18 protein-coding genes are annotated in these 17,774 nt (G+C 68.2%); 9 read left to right on the forward strand and 9 right to left on the reverse strand.

The window, feature by feature from the left end:
• Positions 1-78: 78 nt before the first annotated feature.
• The 6 genes from ACJ8AN_RS06530 (at position 79) to ACJ8AN_RS06555 (ending at position 5,536) form a co-directional block, all read left to right on the forward strand.
• Positions 79-1,455: a hypothetical protein gene (locus ACJ8AN_RS06530; RefSeq protein ID WP_407754371.1), complete on the forward strand. Its 1,377-nt coding sequence runs from the start codon at positions 79-81 to the stop codon at positions 1,453-1,455.
• A gap of 8 nt (positions 1,456-1,463) precedes the next feature.
• Positions 1,464-1,844, forward strand: coding sequence for a hypothetical protein (locus ACJ8AN_RS06535; protein ID WP_407754372.1), 381 nt, complete (start codon positions 1,464-1,466; stop codon positions 1,842-1,844).
• A 59-nt stretch (positions 1,845-1,903) separates the two neighbouring features.
• A complete protein-coding gene (locus ACJ8AN_RS06540) occupies positions 1,904-2,242 on the forward strand; it encodes a hypothetical protein (protein ID WP_407754373.1) in 339 nt (112 codons plus the stop codon).
• Positions 2,243-2,552: 310 nt separating this feature from the next.
• Positions 2,553-3,923: a styrene monooxygenase/indole monooxygenase family protein gene (locus tag ACJ8AN_RS06545; protein ID WP_407754374.1), complete on the forward strand. Its 1,371-nt coding sequence runs from the start codon at positions 2,553-2,555 to the stop codon at positions 3,921-3,923.
• 147 nt (positions 3,924-4,070) lie between these two features.
• Positions 4,071-5,012: a hypothetical protein gene (locus ACJ8AN_RS06550; RefSeq protein ID WP_407754375.1), complete on the forward strand. Its 942-nt coding sequence runs from the start codon at positions 4,071-4,073 to the stop codon at positions 5,010-5,012.
• An 80-nt stretch (positions 5,013-5,092) separates the two neighbouring features.
• The gene (locus tag ACJ8AN_RS06555; RefSeq protein WP_407754415.1) at positions 5,093-5,536 is read left to right on the forward strand and encodes a hypothetical protein; all 444 of its coding nucleotides are present in this window, start codon (positions 5,093-5,095) and stop codon (positions 5,534-5,536) included.
• Between the two features lie 7 nt (positions 5,537-5,543).
• Here ACJ8AN_RS06555 and ACJ8AN_RS06560 read toward each other — a convergent pair whose 3' ends face one another.
• Together ACJ8AN_RS06560 and ACJ8AN_RS06565 are read right to left on the reverse strand one after the other, a co-directional pair.
• Entirely contained in the window at positions 5,544-6,071 is a 528-nt protein-coding gene (locus tag ACJ8AN_RS06560; RefSeq protein WP_407754376.1) for a MarR family winged helix-turn-helix transcriptional regulator, read from the reverse strand.
• Positions 6,072-6,160: 89 nt separating this feature from the next.
• The gene (locus ACJ8AN_RS06565; RefSeq protein WP_407754377.1) at positions 6,161-6,610 is read right to left on the reverse strand and encodes a hypothetical protein; all 450 of its coding nucleotides are present in this window, start codon (positions 6,608-6,610) and stop codon (positions 6,161-6,163) included.
• 191 nt (positions 6,611-6,801) lie between these two features.
• Here ACJ8AN_RS06565 and ACJ8AN_RS06570 point away from each other — a divergent pair, with 191 nt between their 5' ends.
• Complete coding sequence (locus ACJ8AN_RS06570; RefSeq protein ID WP_407754378.1) at positions 6,802-8,430, forward strand: sigma 54-interacting transcriptional regulator; 1,629 nt, start codon at positions 6,802-6,804, stop codon at positions 8,428-8,430.
• Between the two features lie 18 nt (positions 8,431-8,448).
• On the opposite strand, the gene ACJ8AN_RS06575 is transcribed toward ACJ8AN_RS06570, so the two are convergent.
• From ACJ8AN_RS06575 to ACJ8AN_RS06605, 7 genes are all read right to left on the reverse strand, one after another.
• A complete protein-coding gene (locus ACJ8AN_RS06575; RefSeq protein WP_407754379.1) occupies positions 8,449-9,387 on the reverse strand; it encodes a type VI immunity family protein in 939 nt (312 codons plus the stop codon).
• Complete coding sequence (locus ACJ8AN_RS06580; RefSeq protein WP_407754380.1) at positions 9,384-10,007, reverse strand: hypothetical protein; 624 nt, start codon at positions 10,005-10,007, stop codon at positions 9,384-9,386. The genes ACJ8AN_RS06575 and ACJ8AN_RS06580 overlap by 4 nt, the downstream gene beginning before the upstream one ends.
• Positions 10,008-10,248: 241 nt before the next feature.
• Positions 10,249-11,355, reverse strand: coding sequence for a glycoside hydrolase family 3 N-terminal domain-containing protein (locus tag ACJ8AN_RS06585; RefSeq protein ID WP_407754381.1), 1,107 nt, complete (start codon positions 11,353-11,355; stop codon positions 10,249-10,251).
• 100 nt (positions 11,356-11,455) lie between these two features.
• Complete coding sequence (locus ACJ8AN_RS06590; RefSeq protein ID WP_407754382.1) at positions 11,456-11,866, reverse strand: VOC family protein; 411 nt, start codon at positions 11,864-11,866, stop codon at positions 11,456-11,458.
• Positions 11,867-11,887: 21 nt separating this feature from the next.
• Positions 11,888-13,114, reverse strand: coding sequence for an L-dopachrome tautomerase-related protein (locus tag ACJ8AN_RS06595; RefSeq protein ID WP_407754383.1), 1,227 nt, complete (start codon positions 13,112-13,114; stop codon positions 11,888-11,890).
• A gap of 159 nt (positions 13,115-13,273) precedes the next feature.
• Positions 13,274-15,268, reverse strand: a complete 1,995-nt coding sequence (locus ACJ8AN_RS06600) for a serine hydrolase (protein ID WP_407754384.1) — start codon at positions 15,266-15,268, stop codon at positions 13,274-13,276.
• A complete protein-coding gene (locus tag ACJ8AN_RS06605; RefSeq protein ID WP_407754385.1) occupies positions 15,265-16,794 on the reverse strand; it encodes a GDSL-type esterase/lipase family protein in 1,530 nt (509 codons plus the stop codon). Before ACJ8AN_RS06605 ends, ACJ8AN_RS06600 begins: the two co-directional genes overlap by 4 nt.
• 156 nt (positions 16,795-16,950) lie before the next feature.
• Between ACJ8AN_RS06605 and ACJ8AN_RS06610 the strand changes: the two genes are divergently transcribed.
• Together ACJ8AN_RS06610 and ACJ8AN_RS06615 are read left to right on the forward strand one after the other, a co-directional pair.
• Positions 16,951-17,181: an NAD-dependent epimerase/dehydratase family protein gene (locus ACJ8AN_RS06610; RefSeq protein ID WP_407754386.1), complete on the forward strand. Its 231-nt coding sequence runs from the start codon at positions 16,951-16,953 to the stop codon at positions 17,179-17,181.
• Positions 17,182-17,384: 203 nt separating this feature from the next.
• Complete coding sequence (locus ACJ8AN_RS06615) at positions 17,385-17,774, forward strand: YybH family protein (RefSeq protein ID WP_407754387.1); 390 nt, start codon at positions 17,385-17,387, stop codon at positions 17,772-17,774.

The following is a 17,774-nucleotide window of genomic DNA, read 5'->3' on the forward strand; positions in this document are numbered from 1 at the left end:
TATGGTCCAACGCGTCACTCCAAGTTACTGAAATTGTTCGCGGTGCCCAGCCGTTCGCTGTTCTAGAGTTGACTCACCATGGCCCTTATCCGCCCACGCCTGACCGACGCCCACGGCATTTCCGCTGCTCAGGCGGAACTCGACTTCGCCATCCCGTTTTTAGAGGAGGACATCCCGCTCTATGTGGACCCGTTTCTCCTTTGGCGGTCGCCATCGCAGCAAGACCAATCGCTGCACACCGCGATGGTGAACTCGTTCAATCGTCAGAACTGGCTCATGCGGAAAGGTAAGGAGGACGAGGCCCTGAATAACTTGATCCTCGCCTCCGAGTGCGACGAGGTTGGCCTCGGTGTGTCGGCCAACCGCAAAGGCAAGCGGATTGGCGAGGGTACGGCTCGCGAGATCCTTGACCTGTTCCGTCGTGTTCCCGATTACGGGCAATTCGGCTTCACGCACTTCGAGGAGATTCAGCTCTATGTTGAGGGCATCTCGAAGGACCGCGTTAGCGATATTGCCTGTAATTTTTTGAAGTCCTTCTTGATCGACTACACAATCGATCAGTGCAATTCGAACGGCATCCCGCTGACGAAGGTTCGATTGAAATCGCTATATGATTATAAGGAACAGCGTTTTCTTCCTGACGTCGATGTGAATCTACCTGTCAATCCTGGAAACGGTGCCCCGCTTCTACTCGTGCCGAAGCGCTGGTTGCGGCACGTTCCCTGGATCAATTTCGATGACTACTTTGTGACGTCCTGCCCGAAAGACGATGTTGTCAACAAGCAGGGCTCGGATGAGCACGTCAAGGTCCTCGTGTACAACCGCGATAACTACGGCATGGTCGCGGAGTATGTGAAGCTGAAGGAGCGCACTGCCGCCAATTGTCAGAACGATCCACTGTTCAAGCAGATTCCGGTGCTCTCCGCCCGGCGTAAGCTCGCTGAAATCAAAGCGCTTCCAACTGGGATCGGTGATATGGCGGACAAGAAGTACGAGGACGCCGCAGCGCAACTTCTCGCTTCTCTGCTCTACCCGCACCTTGACTTCGCCGCCACGCAGAGCCGATCGGAAGGGGGCTCTACAATCCGCGATCTAGTCTTCTACAACAACCGCTCAGTCGATTTTCTGCAAGAAGTTCTTGAGGACTATCGCAGTCGTCAGCTTGTCATGGAGTTGAAGAACGTGCGTGCGATCGAACGCGATCACATCAACCAGCTTAATCGCTATCTGACTAATGAATTTGGTGCCTTCGGAGTGCTCGTGACACGCAATCCAATTCCGAAGGCAATGTTCAAGAACACCATTGAACTCTGGTCGGGGCAGCGGCGTTGTATCATTGCCCTGACTGATGCCGACCTTGAGTTGATGGTAGAGGTATTCGACAGCAAGCAGCGGTTGCCTATAGAAGTGTTGAAGAAAAAGTACCTTGAGTTCCGAAGGGCCTGCCCATCGTAGGGTGATTCATGACACGTGCCGACGTAGATAAATTCGAGAAGCTGAAGGCGCAGCTTGATGGCCTGTACCAAGAAATGTCACTGCTTGCGAGAAAGTCTCCAAACGACGCGGTGAATGAATTTAAAATTAAGCTCGTGAATGCGACGCTTGTTGGGTGTAATGCCTTGTTCGGTTCCCAGTACCGTCCGTACCCTGAGTTCGAGGCTTTCTCGACGGACGACATGCCCTCGAACAGTGATGTGACGGTCATCTTGTCGCAATACATTGAATGTGCGGAGAAGTTCAGGGCAGACAGCATTGATGACAGCTTCGATGTTTGGTACTGGCGAGTAGACGGTGAGGAGGAGTCAGTGCGGACTGCGCCTCCCAAGAAACTGACTAATAAATAGGATATTATATGCCACGAGATAGTGATAGAAGTACTGACTATACAACCATTGAGAAGGGCGTGAAGCACGACGAATTGATGCCTTTGCTCAGTGCAATGTTTCGCGATTTCCAGGAGTTGGCGAAGAAGAAGCCCGAGGGTGCCCTGAACAAGAGGAAGGTCGAGATTGTCAATCGGCTGCTTCGTGACGTCTATCATATTATTGAAGGCGAGACTGCCCACGCCTATCTGGATCTACTGGATGAGGACGACCTCCCGCAGAACAGCGATGTGGTCTTGATCCTTGGTCAAGCTGTCGCCGCGATGGAGGCATTCAAAGATAAATACCATGGCTGGATTGATTCCGACGCCGGCCAAGGCTGGGCTACAGCGGAAAGCTTGGGTATCAAGGCGCGCTGAAGAACATCTCGGAGATGGCGGTTGGTACCTTTGTGAGTGCTTGATTGCGCCTTGATGAATTCGACCCGGACTCCCGCCGAGGTTTTGATGTTGCCGGTGAATGAGGAATGCTGCCTGCTACCTACGCAGGAACTGGCGCAAGAGGAGCCTGAGATCGAAAATTACGGTGGTGCGGCCCCTGGAGGAGCCCGCGGCTCCGGCGCGAGCGATATGCCCGAGACCTCCCAGTCCTGATCGGCCAGCCGCGTCGTGACATCACAATCTTTCCCTGCTGAACTCCCCCCGTCGTCGAAACTCACGGGGGGAGAACATGCGGAATATCGGAGTCATTGGCTCGGGAATCATCGGACTGCTGGCCGCGCACGGCCTGCGCAAGGCGGGCCACCAGGTCACGCTCTACTCGGACAAGACGCCCGAGCAGTGGCTCCAGGGCCGGCCCACCGGCACGGCGGCCCGCTTCGACCTGTCCCTGCAGCTCGAGCGCGAGCTCGGCCTCAACCACTGGGATGACCAGGTGCCCTGGTGCGAGGGCGCCCACTTCACCGTCTGCCCCGAGCCGCGCAACCGCCTGCTCACGCTCACCGGACGCCTGCGCCGCCCCGGCCAGGCCATCGACGTGCGCCTGCAGAGCCACCGCTGGATGAACGATCTGGTGGCGCGCGGCGGGCGCGTCGAAATCGAGTCCGTGACGCTGGAGCGCCTGGAGCAGATCGCCGCCTCGCACGACCTGACCCTGGTGGCCGCGGGCCGCATGGAGCTGTGCCAGCTCTTCGCGCGTGACGCGGCCCGGAGTGTCTACGACGCCCCCCAGCGCCAGCTCGCGTGGATGTGCATCAAGGGCCTGAAGATGCGCCATGACAACCTGCCGCTCGTCCCGGTGCGCTTCAACGCGCTCCCCACCGCGGGCGAGGTCTTCTACATGCCCTTCCTCCACAAGGACGTGGGCCCCAGCTGGAACTGCCTCTTCGAGGCGAAGCCGGGTGGCCCGCTGGACCAGTTCCGCGGGGCGACGAGCGGCGAGCAGGTGGTGGAGATCGCCAAGGGGCTCTTCCGCGAGCTGTTCCCCTGGGACGCGGACTGGTTCCAGGACGCGCAGCTGTCGGACCCGAACGGGTGGCTGGTGGGCGCGGTGACGCCCACGGTGCGCAACCCCGTGGGGCGGCTGCCCTCGGGGCGCGAGGTGATGGCGCTGGGCGATACGGTGATGTCCCTGGACCCCATTGGCGGGCAGGGCGCCAACAACGGCAGCAAGCAGGTGCGCAACCTGCTCGAGTGCGTGGCCGGGCACGGGGACCGGCCCTTCGACGCCGCGTGGATGCACGCCACCTTCGAGCGCTTCTTCGCCCGGCACGGCCTGCCGACGTACACCTTCAACAACCTCCTGCTCGAGCCCATCGGCCCCGCCGCGCGCGAGCTGCTGATGGCCCAGTACGGCAGTGACGGCCGGGCGGACAACCAGAGCGCGGTGCAGCGGCTCGCCAACGCCTTCACCGAGAACTTCAACGACCCGGCCGCGCTCACCTCCGTGGTGCAGGATCAGCGCCAGACCCGGGAGTTGATTGCCCAGACGACCGGCTCCCCGTGGTTCGCCGCGCTGGCCCGGGGCGGACTGGGCGTGGCCCGGGGTCAGCTGCGCCAGAAGCTCGGCCTGGACCCGAAGCCCCCGCCCCTGGCCGCCTGACGCGGGGCGCCAGAGGCCGTACCCCCCGTGCATGGTTTCCCACGGGGGGAGAAGGTGACAATGAAGGCCCCGGGGGACGCAACTCCCGCCCCCCTGATCGCGATAATCCCTCAACGGATTTTCCCGAAACCTTCGCCGGAGCCCCCCATGAATCCCATCGAGCGCGGCCGCAACCTCCTCAACACCGTGCGCACGGGCACGCAGCACGCCGTCGAGAAGACGCAGCAGACCGTGAGCAACGCCACCCACGCCGTCGCCGACGGCGCGCACAAGGCCGCCCAGTTCGTCGACGGCTTCGAGAACAAGGCCGTCAGCAAGGCGAAGTCGCTCGGCGGCATCTTCGGCGGCTCCAAGCCGGACAAGGTGTTCGACGGCGCCCTGGTGGGCGCGGGCGGCCAGACGTACCCCCCGGGCACCCCGCTGAGCCAGATTCCGGGCGTCACCCCGCGCAACAACCCCAACCCCACCGAGACGTTCATCTACGTCAACGGCATCTCCAACACGAAGGACCAGCAGGCCAACAGCATGCAGGCGATCGCCGACAAGACCGGAGCCAAGGTCGTCGGCGTGCACAACGCCACCGAGGGCATGGTGGCCGACCTCGCCCAGTGCGTGAAGGACAAGCTGGACAAGGGCACCAACCCCGCCGTGGACACCATGGCGGACACCGTCTACGCCGAGCTGAAGGCGGGACACTCGGTGCACCTGTTCGCCCACAGCCAGGGCGCGCTCGTCACCAGCCGCGCCCTCAATGACGTGGCCAACCGGCTGCGCATCGAGGACGGCATGTCCAAGGCCGACGTCGAGAAGGCCATGAGCAAGCTCCAGGTGGAGACCTTCGGCGGCGCGGCGGCGCACTTCCCGGACGGCCCCCAGTACGTGCACTACGTCAACAACAAGGACCTCGTCCCCACGCTGTTCGGCCAGGGCAACGGCAAGGGCGCGGACGAGTGGGCGCGCAATGGCGGCAAGGGCGCCGTCATCCACCGCTTCGAGCAGGGCTCGGGCATCTCGGGCACGCACAGCCTGAACGAGGTGTACCTGCAGAACCGCGTGCCCTTCGACCAGGCGCGCGCCGGCAAGTTCTAGTGACGGAGAAGCGCACCATGCTCCAGTGGATGCTGTCGGCGGTGGGCCTCGCGCTGTCCTCGCCGCCGGCGGCGAGCGCCATGTCGCGCGAGTCGGCGAAAGAGCTGGTGCGCTGGTACCTGCGCACCCAGGGCGCCGTGCAGAGCGAGGGCCTCAACGCCCAGGGCTTCGGCGGCGTCGCCGTGGGCGACTCCCAGCTGTACTTCGAGTTCCACGAGGACTCGGGCTCGCTGGAGTGCAGCGCGCTCGTCTACCGCTTCAAGGAGCCGCCCAAGCCGGGCGTCATCGAGGGCTTCGAGGCCGAGGCCCGTGAGGGCACGGACACCGGCGGCGGCACCGTGGACTACGAGCGGGAGAACCGCGGCCTCTTCCTGAGCCGCACGTATACGCAGCTGCCCGACGGGAAGACGTTCTCCAAGGACATGCAGAAGCTGTCCAAGGCGAGCGTCGTGTGGCGCGACGAGGTGCTCGACCGCGTCGCCTCGCGCGTCTTCCACCCCGAGGAGCTCGAGCAGAAGCGCTGAGCCGGCCTCACGCCGCGGTGCGCCGTCCGGCTCCCGCGGCGGCCGGCTCGTCCTCGTGCTCCTCCAGCGTGAGGGGCTCCGGCTTGCGCGCGAGCGCCTCCATCCAGCGCTCCAGCATGTCGAGCAGCGCGCTCCGGTCCTCGCCTTCCATGGGAAGCAGCAGACGGGCCAGCCGCTCCTGCACCACCGCGTCGGCCGCGTCCCCCGCCTCGCGGCCCTTGTCGGTGAGGAGCACCCGCACCTGCCGCTTGTCCGCGCGCGTGCCGCGGTGCCTCGCGACGAGCTCCAGCTCCTCCAACCTGTCGAGCAGCCGCGTCGTGGGCGGCATGGCCATGCCCATGCGGGTGGCGAGGGCGTTGACGGTGAGCAGCCCCTCGGCGCGCAGCCACCAGAGGGCCTGGAGCTGCCGGGGCTCGAGTGTGTCGTGGGGAATCTCGTCCAGCGGGTTGGCGAAGGCGCCCTGACGCGCCATGTCGATGAACAGATTCCGCAACCGCGCCACCACCACTCGCACCTCGGACGCCAGCTCCGCCATGAGTCTGTCTCCTTGAATTCCCGAACGAACGGGGAGCACGGGACATATCGGCGGGAACCTTCCTTCCGGCCCGCGGAGCGCGAGGGCTCCTACTTCGGCGTGCGCGCCGGCCGGGCCCCGGGTGCCGCGCGCTGGAGCGCCTCGTCGAAGGCCTCCGGGTCGAGATAGACGCGGATGAGCTCGCCGGTGCGCGAGAAGAGCTTCACCACCTCGGCGGTGAAGTGCATGAACTTGCTGTGCGTGAGGATGCTCACGCTCTTGAGCTCCGAGCGGTGGCCGCTGAACCACTCGGTCCAGGCGTCCTGCACGGGCACGGCGGCGCCTGAAGACTCATCCATCTCCACGAACAGCTCGACGGGCGCGTAGCGGCGGAGGTCCTCGCGCAGTTCGTCCATGGGCGCGGTGCCGAACTCGCCCCGGTCCTGCCCGATGATGCGCATGTACACCACCCCCGGACGGGGCCGGCGGTAGATGAAGCTGCAGCGCTCGCTCGACAGCCGGACCGAACCGTCCTCCATCCCCTCGCGTTTGAATGACACCGCGTCTCCTCCTGGTCCCCTGGAGAGCGAGGGCGCGTGCGTCCCACCTGGCCGCCCCCGGGGGTGTTCCTCGAAACAGAGCAATCCCCGGGCCATTTCCAGCGCCCCCTGAGCTCGTGGGGTTGGAAGAGGCCGAGGATGGCGGGCCGGTCGAAACGAATTACCCTTCGTTCAAAATGAAAGGGTCGGCCATGCGAGCCAGGGACCTGCGCATCGAGGACTTGCTGGAGGTGGACGCGCGCGAGGGTGTCCGCTTCGCGGGCGAGCGGGCACTCATCCTGGACGCGGTGGCGATGGGGCTGCTGCGCAAGCAGCTGGTGGAGACGCTGGGCCTGACGGGGGCGCGGGCGGTGCTCACGCGCTTCGCCTTCGCGCACGGCTGGCGCATGGCCGAGGCCCTGCGCACCGGCTTCCGTTGGGAGAGCGAGGCCGAGTGGCAGACGGCCGGAGCGCTCATCCACACCCTGCAGGGCCTGGTGCACATCCGGCTGGAGGACAGCAATCCGCTCTCGCCCCAGGGCGTCACCCTGGAGAACTCGTACGAGGCGGAGCAGCACCTGCTGCACCTGGGGCGAGCGGAGGCGCCCGTGTGCTGGACGCTGTGCGGCTTCGCCAGTGGCTACATGAGCCGAGCGGCGGGCCGGCCGCTCTACATCCTGGAGGACCGGTGCGTGGCGAAGGGGGACGCCGCGTGCCACTTCGCGGGGCGGACGCTGGAGGAGTGGGGAAGCCAACTCGAGGAGCACCTGCCGTACTTCCAGGGCGAGGCGTTGGATGCCTCGCTGCACCAGGTGGCGAGCGCGCTCAAGCGCACGGAGCGCAAGCTGCGCGAGCGGGCGAGGGCGCTGGAGCAGGCGGTGGGCGAGCCGGAGGGCCCGGGAGGGCTGGTGGTGCGCAGCCCGGGGATGCGGCGCGTGGTGGACCTGGCGATGCGGGCGGCGAGGAGCGAGGCGACGGTGCTGGTGATTGGAGAGAGCGGCACGGGCAAGGAGCGCGTGGCGAGGCTGGTGCACGAGGAGTCGGCGCGGGCGGCGGGGCCACTGGTGGCCATCAGCTGCGCGGCGCTCACGGAGTCGCTGCTGGAGGCGGAGCTGTTTGGCCATTCGCGCGGGGCCTTCACGGGGGCGACGCACGAGCGCGTGGGGCTCTTGGAGGCGGCGGCGGGCGGGACGCTCTTCCTGGACGAGATTGGCGAGATGCCGCTGGGCATGCAGGCGAAGCTGCTGCGGGCACTGCAGGAGCGCGAGGTGCGGCGGGTGGGGGAGAACCAGCACCGGCCCATCGACGTGCGCGTGGTGGCGGCGACGAACCGGCCCCTCGCGGAGGAAGTGGCGGCGGGGCGCTTCCGCAAGGATTTGTATTACCGGCTGCGGGTGGTGGAACTGACGGTGCCGCCCCTGCGCGAGCGGCGCGAGGACATCCTCCCCCTGGCGCGCGTGTTCCTGGTGGACGCGGCGAGGCAGCTGGGACGGGCGGCACCGGGCCTGGAGGCGGAGGCGGCGGACCAGTTGCAGCGTCACGACTGGCCGGGCAACGTGCGCGAGTTGCGCAACGCGATGGAGCGAGCGGTGGCGCTCTCGCGAGGGCCGCGTGTGGAATTGGAGGACCTGCCCGAGGACGTGAGGACCGCGCTGCCCACGCCCGCGCTGACGGGGGAGGTGCGCACGCTGGAGGAGTTGGAGCGCGAGTACATCCTCGCGGTGCTCGCGCGCAACGGGGGGAACCGGACGCGCACTGCGCAGGAACTGGCGATTGGCGCGACCACGCTCTACCGCAAGCTCAAGAGCTACGAGCGCGAGACGCGCCGCCGCAAGCGGTGAGCCCGCTTCGCGCCTCGCTCAGGGACAGAAGCGGTGAATCCAGCGGTGCATGTCCTCGGGGTCCTGCTTGAGGAAGAGGAACCAGTTCGAGCGTTCTTCGTGGAGGAAGCGCTCGAGCAGCTGGCCAAGGGCGAGCAATTGGGGAGAAGGGCGCTCCTGCTGCTGGGTATCGATGGCCTCGGGCCACTCGCCGAGGGTGATGAGCACGCGCTCCCCTTCGAGTGGAGGCAAGGTCTCCAAGGACACGTCTGGAAAGGGCAGATGCCGCCGCAGGTTCTCGGGTCCTCCGAGCCGGCCCAGCAGCGGTAAGCCCAGGAAGGTGAGCCAGTAGGCGCCACGGGCCTGGGTGCCAATGTGCTTGCTGGTCTCCGCGAGTTTGTAGATATCCAGGCCTGGATAGCGATCCCGCAGCTCGCGCACTGTTTTGCGAGCCGAGTACCACTGCCCATCGGGGGCGACGAGCGCGAAGCTGGCATAGCCGAAGTTGAAGGGGAGCTCGCTCGCGAGCTCGAGGGCGAGGGCGCGCACGCGGGCGGGGCCGTGCTCCACGAGGTACTCGGTGGGAAGGGTGAAGCTCACTGCACAGGTCGCATCCCGGTCGTAGAGAAACGCCGAGTCGAGCCAGCGCCCTTCGTATTCGAAGTTGTAGCCGCCCGTCGTGTCGCAGTGCTCTTCCAGGAGAACCCCGCAAGCCACGGGCCAGTCACGTTCGAGCATCTTCTCGCGGATATGCTTCCAGCCCTTGTCGTCGAGAGGTTGCCAGTCTCCGTTGTGATTGGGGTACCAGCCCAGCGCCCCGGGTGGAATAGCACGGCGATACGTTTGCAGGGCTCGCCACACCGCATGTGCCACCGCTCCATGAGAGCGGCGCATGAAGAAGCAGATGACGACGCCGTCACGAGCCACCAGCTTGTCGTACTTCGTCTGAACTCGAAGGGAGGGAAGGCGCTCGCTCATTTGATCTCTTGTGGCGTGAGTAGCAGCGTCTCGCCACCCAGTGCCTTCTTGTAGATCTGTCCTTGGTTTTTGCCGGGAAAGGCGCTCTTCGCGCCATACTGTGTCCACGTTGGCGGGTTGGATGGGGGGCAAGGGAACTTGAAGTCGAGAACGAGCACGGCCTGGAGGAGATTGTAGTCTGCGTGGAGGACGATGTCGGGCTTGATGGTGCCCCACAGCTCCCCGGTACAACGGTCCTTGATGAGCTGCTGCTCTTTTTCTCGAGGGATGGTCTCGAGGATCCCGCTGGCCTCATGGAAGCGGTAGCGCTGCTCGATGCTGAAGGGCGCGGGCCAGTGCTCGGTGAGAACCTCGCGAGCGCAGGCGAGGGCGAGGTCGTGCTTCTGCCGACCCAGGAGCATGGCCCGGGTGATGGGCTCGCTGCAGCCGTCCACGATCAGTTCCTCGCCGCATTCCTGGCGGGAGGGATCGCGGTCGCCGAAGAGCGGAGCGTTGACCTGACGCTCGGCCCGCTGGGCGCACTCCTGGAGGCGCTCCTCCAATTCATCCACCTTGTCCTCACTGCGGAGCACGAGGAGGAGCGCGGGAGCAATCCGGGCCAACGTGGAGGCCAGGGTCACCTGGGCCGCGGAGGTCCCCGTGGTGCCCAGCATGCTCGCGTGGCGAACGCGAGCCACGGACTCCGTGTCGAGACGCAAGTCGCCACGCGGCGGAGCATCGAAGCGTTGGGGGCCGGTGGCGCACGCGCCGAGCAGCAGGCTGGTGAGGAGGAGACTCGCAAGGCGCCAGCACGCGCTCCGGCAAGGGCACAGCCTGTCTGCATTCAGGGGCATGGGAGGGGCACTCTAACCCCCATCCCGTCTACATCCCGTCCAGCAGGCCCATCCGGTCCTTGATGCGCAGCACCCGCCGCACCGCCGCGTCCAATTGCCCGGCCATCTTCGGCTCCGACTCCGCCAGCTTCGTCAGGATGCCGAAGTAGTCCAGCCCTCCCGACCAGTCCGGCGGCTCGGTGGTGAGGATGAGATCGTTCCCCGCGAGGAATGCCCGGCGCACCACTTCCTCGCGCTCGGTGCCGAGGTGCTCGGCCAGCGCGCGGATGGCCACGTCGTCCGTCACCGAAATCCATCCGCCCTCGTGCGCCATCGCCACCAGCGAGGGCTCCAGAATCGCGGGTGCCGCGCCGAACTTCTCGTAGACGATGTTCGACATCATCACCCCGCCCAGGAATCGCTCCGCCGCCCGGAACGCCGAGGCCTCCTGCCGCACGCGCTCCACCGTCCAGTCCGCGATGGCTCGCACGTGGTCCGAGTCCGCGTCCAGGTCCCCATACCCCGGGAAGTGTTTGCCAATGGAGACCACCCCCGCCTTCGCCAGCCCGCGCGCGAAGGCCGTGGCCTTCTGCTTCACCACCTCGGGGTCTCCGGAGAACGCGCGCCCGTTGCGCGACATGTGCCCCGCGGGCGCCACGTCGAACACGGGCGCCAGGTTCATGTTCAACCCCACCTCGCGCATCGCCTTGCCCACGCGCACGCCCCACGCCTCCACCTCGGCGTCCTCCAGCAGGGCCATGTCCTTCGCCAGCGGGAGCTCCTTGAGGGCCGGGTGCCGGCTCAGCCGGTTGAAGCCGCCTCCCTCGATGTCCACCGCGAAGAAGGGCGGAATCCGGGCGCGCTCGCGCGACGAGCGGATGCGCTCCTTCGCCGCATCCAGCTTCTTCAGCGTCCCGCCCACGAACAGCACCCCGCCCACCTCCACCGGGTTCTCCTTGCCCACCTGCGGATAGGCGAGCAGCAATTGCCCCACCTTCTCGCGCAGCGTCAGCGATTGGAGCACGCGCTCCACGCGGGCCTCGTCGGGCACGCGGTCATGGAAGCCCCGAGTCTTGCCCGCGGCGGAGGACTCGCCCGCCACGGCGCACAGCACGAGCATCAGGAAGATGAGCGATGAACGAAGCACGCCTCGCATGGCCGCGCAGTCTTCCACGGTGGCGCCCCGAGGGCCCGGCGGATTCACCGTCACCCCGTGGCATGTCCGTCCGGGAGGACAGCGGGCGGCCGGGTTCGGTTCAGGAGCCGACGACCTCGTCGTAACCCCGGCCCCGGAACTCGAGCAGGCAGAAGCCATGGCCGAAGGGGTCGGCCATGTTGGCCATGCGGCCCCACTCGCGCTCCTGGATGTCTCTGTCGAGCGTGGCGCCCGCGGCCCGCGCCCGCTCGACGACGGCGTCGAGGCCGGTGACGGTGAAGTCCAGGTGCACCGGCGTCCAGTGCCGGCGGTAGTCGCGCACCGCGGACGTGGCCGCGCTGGCCGGGCTCCCCGCCGGCCGGGCGAGCAGGTCGATGGGCGATGAGGCCCCGAGCAACTCGGCCCACTCGGAGCCCTGCCGGCGCCCGAGCTTCAACCCGAAGACGCCAGTGTAGAAGGCGATGGCCTTCTCCAGGTCGTCGACATCAACGCAGGCGCGCAGCTCGAGCATGGTCCCGGAGGGCGAGGGGGATTAGCGGCCCACGGCACTCGCGGCCAACGGCTTGAAGCGCACCACGAGGAACGGGGGTTGGACCGTGCTGTTGTTCTGGTTCAGCATCCCGTGCCGGTTCAGTTGGTTCACCGTCACGTAGAAGTACCCGTCCGGCCCGTAGCTCAGCCCGTCCGGCCAGTGCAGCAGCTCGTCCTGGATGTAGATTTCGTAGGGGTCGTCCGGCCTCGTCACGCCGATGGCCCCCGCCCCCAGGTCGGTGATGTACAGGTTGCCCGCCGAGTCGATGTTCATGCCATCGCTCACCGCCTTCTGTCCGTAGGCCTTCACCCGTTTGCCGAGCTCCTCCGTGGACAGCTTCGGGTCCAGCACGTCCTCCATCCGCACGCGCCACACCGTGCGCCCGTTCATCGAGCCGAAGTAGAGCCACTCGCCTTTCGGGTCGAGCGCGATGGGATTGAGACCCAGCCGGGGTTCCTCCTGCTTGCCCTGCTTGCCGGCCACGGTGATGTGGCGGCCCTCCACCACCAGCGGCACGTCCTCGGGCTGGAGGACAGGATGGCCCTCGAGCACGCGCCGGCCCTGGAGCGTCTTCAAATCCACCACCACCAGCGCGGGCATGCTCTCTCCCACCAGGTCTCCCCGGCCCATGTCCGCGAGCACCGCCACGCCCCGGTCCGGATCCACCACCAGGTCCTGCAGGAATGAGTTGGACGCCGCCACCGGAGGCCGCAGTGGAACCGTCTTCTCGAGCCGCTCGCCGCGCGTGTTCCAGCCCACCAGCTGCGCGCCCTCGCCGCCGCCCTTGCCGTTGTCCAGAATCCACAGCACCCCGTTCTTGTCCGCCTCAATGCCAATCACCGTCTGGAGCCCCACGCCGTCCGGGCCGGGCGCTCGGGCCCATTGCTCGGTGGGGTAGGGGCGCGTCGTGCCTCCCGGCAGCAGCTCCACCACCGCGTACTTCGGCGCGCCGAAGGGGTGCTCGCTCAGGAAGATGCGGCCCTCGGGGGTGATGGCGATGTTGCCCGGCGTCTGCTCCAGGCGCGCCACCACCTCCAGCCCCGAGGGACGCTTCTCCAACGCGGGGAAGCGCTCGTGCATGGCCGCCGCTCCGCGCTCGTCCTCGATTCCCTGCCGGGCCGTCTGGGATGCGGACTCCGCGCCGGAGGACGTCTTACCGCTCGTGGCACAGCCCGCGGCGAGGAGCCCCACGAGCAGCAGCGCCCGGGGCCAGCAGGATTTCGACATGGTTCGAACCTCCGAGAGGGAACGGAGGCGCACCTTACGCGCGGGCGTCTGTCCGAGGGCATGGGACAGACAGGCAATGTCCGCTCGGAGGCTCCGGTCTGGTTTCCCGCGAACTGGTCCGATGGTCGTACCAGTCCGTGAAGAATGCGACCGGGAGGCTCAGCCCCCCTGGTCCGCGGCGCGCTCCTGGGGACGCTGCGCGGGAGGGCGGGCCGTGGGCATCAGTCCGGCGTCGTCGGGCACCGGGCTGCTTCCATCCGTCGTCCGGCGGGGCGCGGCGGCGGCGGGGGACTCGGGCTCCTGTGTCTGCGTCTGCGGCCCCTTCAGCTTCGCGAGCGCCTGGTGGGCCTCGTCCGAGCGCGGGTGCAGGGCCACGGCGCGCTCCAGCCAGCGCAGCTGCTCCTCGGGCCTGCCGCGCTTGCCGGCATGGGCCGCCACGCGGAGCAACTCCTCCACGTAGTCCGGGTGCAGCGCCGCGCTCGTGGTGCCCGCCTCCAGCGCCGGCCAGAGCGCCTCGGGGTCCTTCACCTCGTCCAGCCGGACGCGCCGCAGCTCGGACACCTCCGAGCGCCGCCACACCTCGTCGAAGTGCTTCACGTCCTCTTGCAGGGACTGGCTGAAGCGCAGCGCGGCGGGGCAGGGCACCTGCTCGCACGCGGCGAGGTAGTCGGTGAAGAAGGCGAGCGCGCCTCGCGCGGGGTACTCGCTCAGCTTCCCGGCGCCGAGTGTCTTCTCCAGCGTCCGCGCCATGCTCGCGCCCACGCGGATGAAGAGCGAGCCCGCGCTCGGCTGGTGCGCGCCCTTCACGCGCTCCAGCGCGGCCTTGGGGTCCTGTGCAATCGCGCTCCGGTCGAGCAGCGCGGACACCTGGGTGAAGGCCTCGGCCTCGTCGCCCGGCTCGGGGAGCGCGCCCGGCCCCCGGGTGGCCCACTGGTGGTACGCGAGCCCGTAGGTGAAGAGGCGCGCGAGGCCCTCGTGCACCACCGCGTCCACCGGGTCCACCACGTGCGTGTCCCGGCGTACCTGCCCGTCCTCCAGCAGCACCTCGAGGATGCGCGTGGACACGCGCCGCAGCCGCTTCGCGTCCCCCTCCAGGTTGGTGGCCAGCGCGATGACGGTGTCCTCCGCCGGCAGCATCACCAGCAGCGTCGTCGTCTCGGGCTGGCCTCCGGCGTGCGCCACCATGTAGTGGCCTCGCAGCGGGTACGTCGCGAAGCCCATGCCGTAGTCGGTGAGCTGGCCCTCGCGGGTGCTCATCGAGCTCTCCATCATCCGCGCCGTCTCCGCCGGCACCAGCCGGTGCTGGAGCATGGCCTGCCCGAAGGCGAGCAGGTCCTCCACCGAGGCGCGCGTGCCTCCGCCGCCGAAGCGGCTGGAGACGTCGAGGTAATGCGAGGGGACGAGCTGTCCCTTGTGGATGCGGTAGCCGAGCGCGTGCTGCTTGTCCCGGGTGCGGTAGTCATCCAGCGCCGCGTGGCGCATGCCGGCCGGGCCGAAGACGTGCTCCTTCAGGTAGGCGCCGTAGCTCTGGCCCGAGGCCGTCTCCACGGCGGCGCCCAGCAGGTTGTAGCCCCACGTGGTGTAGACGAACTTCGTGCCGGGCTCGGAGACGAGCGGCTTGTCCGCGAAGAGGGCGAGCGCGCCCGCGGTGTCCAGGTGGCGCGTGTTCTCCGAGGCCTCGGGGCCGTCGTAGTGCGACACGCCGCCCAGGTGGCCGAGCAGCTGGCGCACGGTGATGGGCCACTGTTTCTCGGGCCAGGCGGGCACCCGCGTGCGGATGTCCGCGTCGAGGTCCAGCTTGCCCTCGCGCACCAGTTGCAGCACGGCCACGGCGGTGAAGGACTTGGTGATGGATGCCATCCGGTACGTCGTCCGGGGCGTGGCGGGCAACTTGTGGGCAAGGTCTCTCAGCCCATAGCCGGCCACCCAGCGCATGCCGCCGTGCACCACGCCCACCGACAGCCCCGCCTGCGTTCCCTTGGCAAGCTCGGCGCGCATGAGGGCCTCCAGCGCGCGTTGCGTCTCCGCGGGGAAGGGCGCTTCCTGGCTCTTCGCCGCGGTGGCGGGGGTGGCGCGCGTGCGGGCCTGCGCGGGGCGGGCCGCGGCCGGCGCGTTGCTTCCGAGGACGAGGAGCGCGACGAGGAGCGCCCTCACCGGGTGTCCTCCGAGGCCTGGAGCGGCGCCGAGAGGGCGGCCTGCCGCCGCGGATCCCCGGCGTCCACCCACGCGCGCAGCAGCGCGTCGGTGAGCAGCTGGCCGAGCAAATCCAGCCCCTGGCCACGCGGGTGCACCAGGTCCTCGTGGACGAGCCCCGCCTGGACGAAGCGCGCCAGCGAGCCGGAGCCGCCCATGGCGGAGAAGATGTCGAAGAAGGCGCAGCCCTCGTTCAGGGCGATCTGCCGCTCGATGGCGAGCACCTCGTCGAGGTACGGGCGCTGGGTGAGCTTGTTCGGCCCGTTGCCTCCGCGCACCGCGTCGATGGGGCCCACCACGAGGCACGCGCTGCCCGGTGCCGCGGCGCGCGAGCGGCGCACGAAGGAGCGCAGGCCTTCCTCCACCTCGGCGAGCTTCGAGCGGCCCCACTCGAGCCGCTTGGCCTCGTTGCCCCCGAGGATGAACAGGAGCAGGCGCGGCGAGCGCTCGGCGAGCTGGGCGCGGAAGATGTCCTCGCGCGCGCGCAGGAAGAGGTTCGCATCCGAGGAGGGCACGCCCAGCGTGTCGAGCACGATGCCGGGTTTGTGGTGCTGCAGCACCACGCCGAGCACCACCGCGCCCTTGCCCTCGGCCACCACGTCCAGCGTGTGCGCGCCCTCGGGCAGGTCGAAGGAGAGCGTCTGCGCCTGGCCGCTGCCGTGGGGCTCGGCGCGGGCCAGTTCCTTGCCATCGACCTGGATGGACAACCGGCCGGCGCGGGGCACGTCGAGCCACCACAGCGTGCCGTGCGGCTCGCCCTGGAGCGTGAAGCGGCTGCTGGCCCTCGGGGCGGTGGTCTGGTGGTAGATGCCGGTGACGCCGAAGGGCAGCTCGGCCAGTTTCAACTCGCCGAGGGTACGCGCCTCCCAGCCGCCGCGCGCGAAGCCAGCGCGCACGCGGGGCCCATACGGCGCGAGCCGGTCCACGTAGAGCACGCCGCGCCCGCCGTTCCCGAAGGTGGCCCCGAGCTCCTCGCGGACGACGTCCACGATGCGATCTCCGGCGATCAGCGAATTGCCGAACGCGGAGATGACGGCGGGCGAGGAGGCCGTGCCGGAGGAGAGGGCGTCGAGGGACTCGAAGAAGGGGGTGAGCGCGGTGCGCGAGCAGGAGGCGCCGGACTGAGCGACGCAGGGGTTCTCCAGGCGGGGCTCACGGGCGCCGAGCTTCTTGCCGAGCTGGTACAGCCTCTGGGCGCGGGCCGAGGGCCTGGGCAACGCACGGCTGACGGCGGGCGCGGGGGTGGGGAGCGGGGGCGTGGCAGCCGGAGCCTGGGCGGACGCGAGGGCCGGAGCCTGCGCGGGGGCCGGAGCCTGCGCGGCCGTGGGGGCCTGGGCGAGCCGGAGCTGACGGCTCCGCGTCGAGCGCGCGGACCGCGTGGGGCGGGCCGCCGCGACATCACCCAGCAGCAACGGAAGGACGAAGAGCACCCACCGCCAGCCCCGTGCAGCGACGGGCCGGTGACATGGAGAGGCCGGCTGATTCATGCGGCTCGCAACTCTAGACGAAGTCTCCGGACCCCGACAGGAACCGGCCAGCCCGAGGAGCCGAGGGCCCGTCCGGCGCTCGCCTGCCCGCCCGTGCCGTCCGTTTTTTCCATGCGCACTGAAGGAGAAGTCGCGTTCCCTCACAGCGGAGGCACCATGCGAATCGTCGTCATCGGCGCAACGGGCACCATCGGCCGCGAGGTCGTGCGGGCCCTGTCCGGCAGGCACGAGGTCCTCGAGGTCTCGCGGAAGGGCGGGAGCTACCAGGCGGACATCACCTCGAAGGAGTCGCTGGAGCGGCTCTTCAAGGCGGTGGCCCCGTTCGACGCGCTCGTCTCCGCGACGCCCAGGAGCCGATGCAGGGCTCGGCGGCCGTCAGCCTGGTGAACGCGGTTGAAGGCTTTCAACATGAAAGGCATTGCCGGCATGCCCGCCACCGGCCACGTCATCGACGCCCGGAAGCTCGCCGGGCCGGGCGCGTGAGGGCGTTGCGAGCAGGGCGGCTCGACGCTTGCCCGGAGCGCGGCTTCACGTAGCGTGGGGCGGAGGTGGGCACGTGCCCCCTCGACACCTCGCACCAGGAGCGGACCATGACGCCAGAAGAGGAAGTGCTGCTGCGCACCGACCGGGAATTCAACGCGGCCACGCAGGCGCGCGGCGGCGAGGGCTGGGCCGCCTACTTCTCCCCCACCGGCGTCATGCTGCGCGCCACGGGCCACATCATCGGCCCCGAGGCCATCCGCGCCACCATGACGCCCGTGTTCGCCACCCCGGGCTTCTCCCTCACCTGGGAGCCCCAGCGCGCCGAGCTCTCCGCTGGCGGGCGGCTCGGCTTCACCACCGGCCGCTACCTGCGCCGGAGCCGGGACGCCTCGGGCGCCGTCGTGGAGTCCCGAGGCACGTACATGAACTTCTGGGAGAAGCAGCCGGACGGCTCGTGGAAGGTGAGCGCCGATGTCGGCGACCCGGACGGCGCCTGA

Source organism: Archangium sp., assembly GCF_045802675.1.
Lineage (GTDB): Bacteria > Myxococcota > Myxococcia > Myxococcales > Myxococcaceae > Archangium.

Bases quoted from the DNA above. Each gene is read 5' to 3' on its own strand.
- ACJ8AN_RS06530 (WP_407754371.1), top strand. From the start codon at position 79: ATGGCCCTTATCCGCCCACGCCTGACCGACGCCCACGGCATTTCCGCT.
- ACJ8AN_RS06535 (WP_407754372.1), top strand. From the start codon at position 1,464: ATGACACGTGCCGACGTAGATAAATTCGAGAAGCTGAAGGCGCAGCTT.
- ACJ8AN_RS06545 (WP_407754374.1), top strand. From the start codon at position 2,553: ATGCGGAATATCGGAGTCATTGGCTCGGGAATCATCGGACTGCTGGCC.
- ACJ8AN_RS06550 (WP_407754375.1), top strand. From the start codon at position 4,071: ATGAATCCCATCGAGCGCGGCCGCAACCTCCTCAACACCGTGCGCACG.
- ACJ8AN_RS06555 (WP_407754415.1), top strand. From the start codon at position 5,093: ATGTCGCGCGAGTCGGCGAAAGAGCTGGTGCGCTGGTACCTGCGCACC.
- ACJ8AN_RS06560 (WP_407754376.1), bottom strand. From the start codon at position 6,071: ATGGCGGAGCTGGCGTCCGAGGTGCGAGTGGTGGTGGCGCGGTTGCGG.
- ACJ8AN_RS06570 (WP_407754378.1), top strand. From the start codon at position 6,802: ATGCGAGCCAGGGACCTGCGCATCGAGGACTTGCTGGAGGTGGACGCG.
- ACJ8AN_RS06575 (WP_407754379.1), bottom strand. From the start codon at position 9,387: ATGAGCGAGCGCCTTCCCTCCCTTCGAGTTCAGACGAAGTACGACAAG.
- ACJ8AN_RS06585 (WP_407754381.1), bottom strand. From the start codon at position 11,355: ATGCGAGGCGTGCTTCGTTCATCGCTCATCTTCCTGATGCTCGTGCTG.
- ACJ8AN_RS06590 (WP_407754382.1), bottom strand. From the start codon at position 11,866: ATGCTCGAGCTGCGCGCCTGCGTTGATGTCGACGACCTGGAGAAGGCC.
- ACJ8AN_RS06595 (WP_407754383.1), bottom strand. From the start codon at position 13,114: ATGTCGAAATCCTGCTGGCCCCGGGCGCTGCTGCTCGTGGGGCTCCTC.
- ACJ8AN_RS06605 (WP_407754385.1), bottom strand. From the start codon at position 16,794: ATGAATCAGCCGGCCTCTCCATGTCACCGGCCCGTCGCTGCACGGGGC.
- ACJ8AN_RS06610 (WP_407754386.1), top strand. From the start codon at position 16,951: ATGCGAATCGTCGTCATCGGCGCAACGGGCACCATCGGCCGCGAGGTC.
- ACJ8AN_RS06615 (WP_407754387.1), top strand. From the start codon at position 17,385: ATGACGCCAGAAGAGGAAGTGCTGCTGCGCACCGACCGGGAATTCAAC.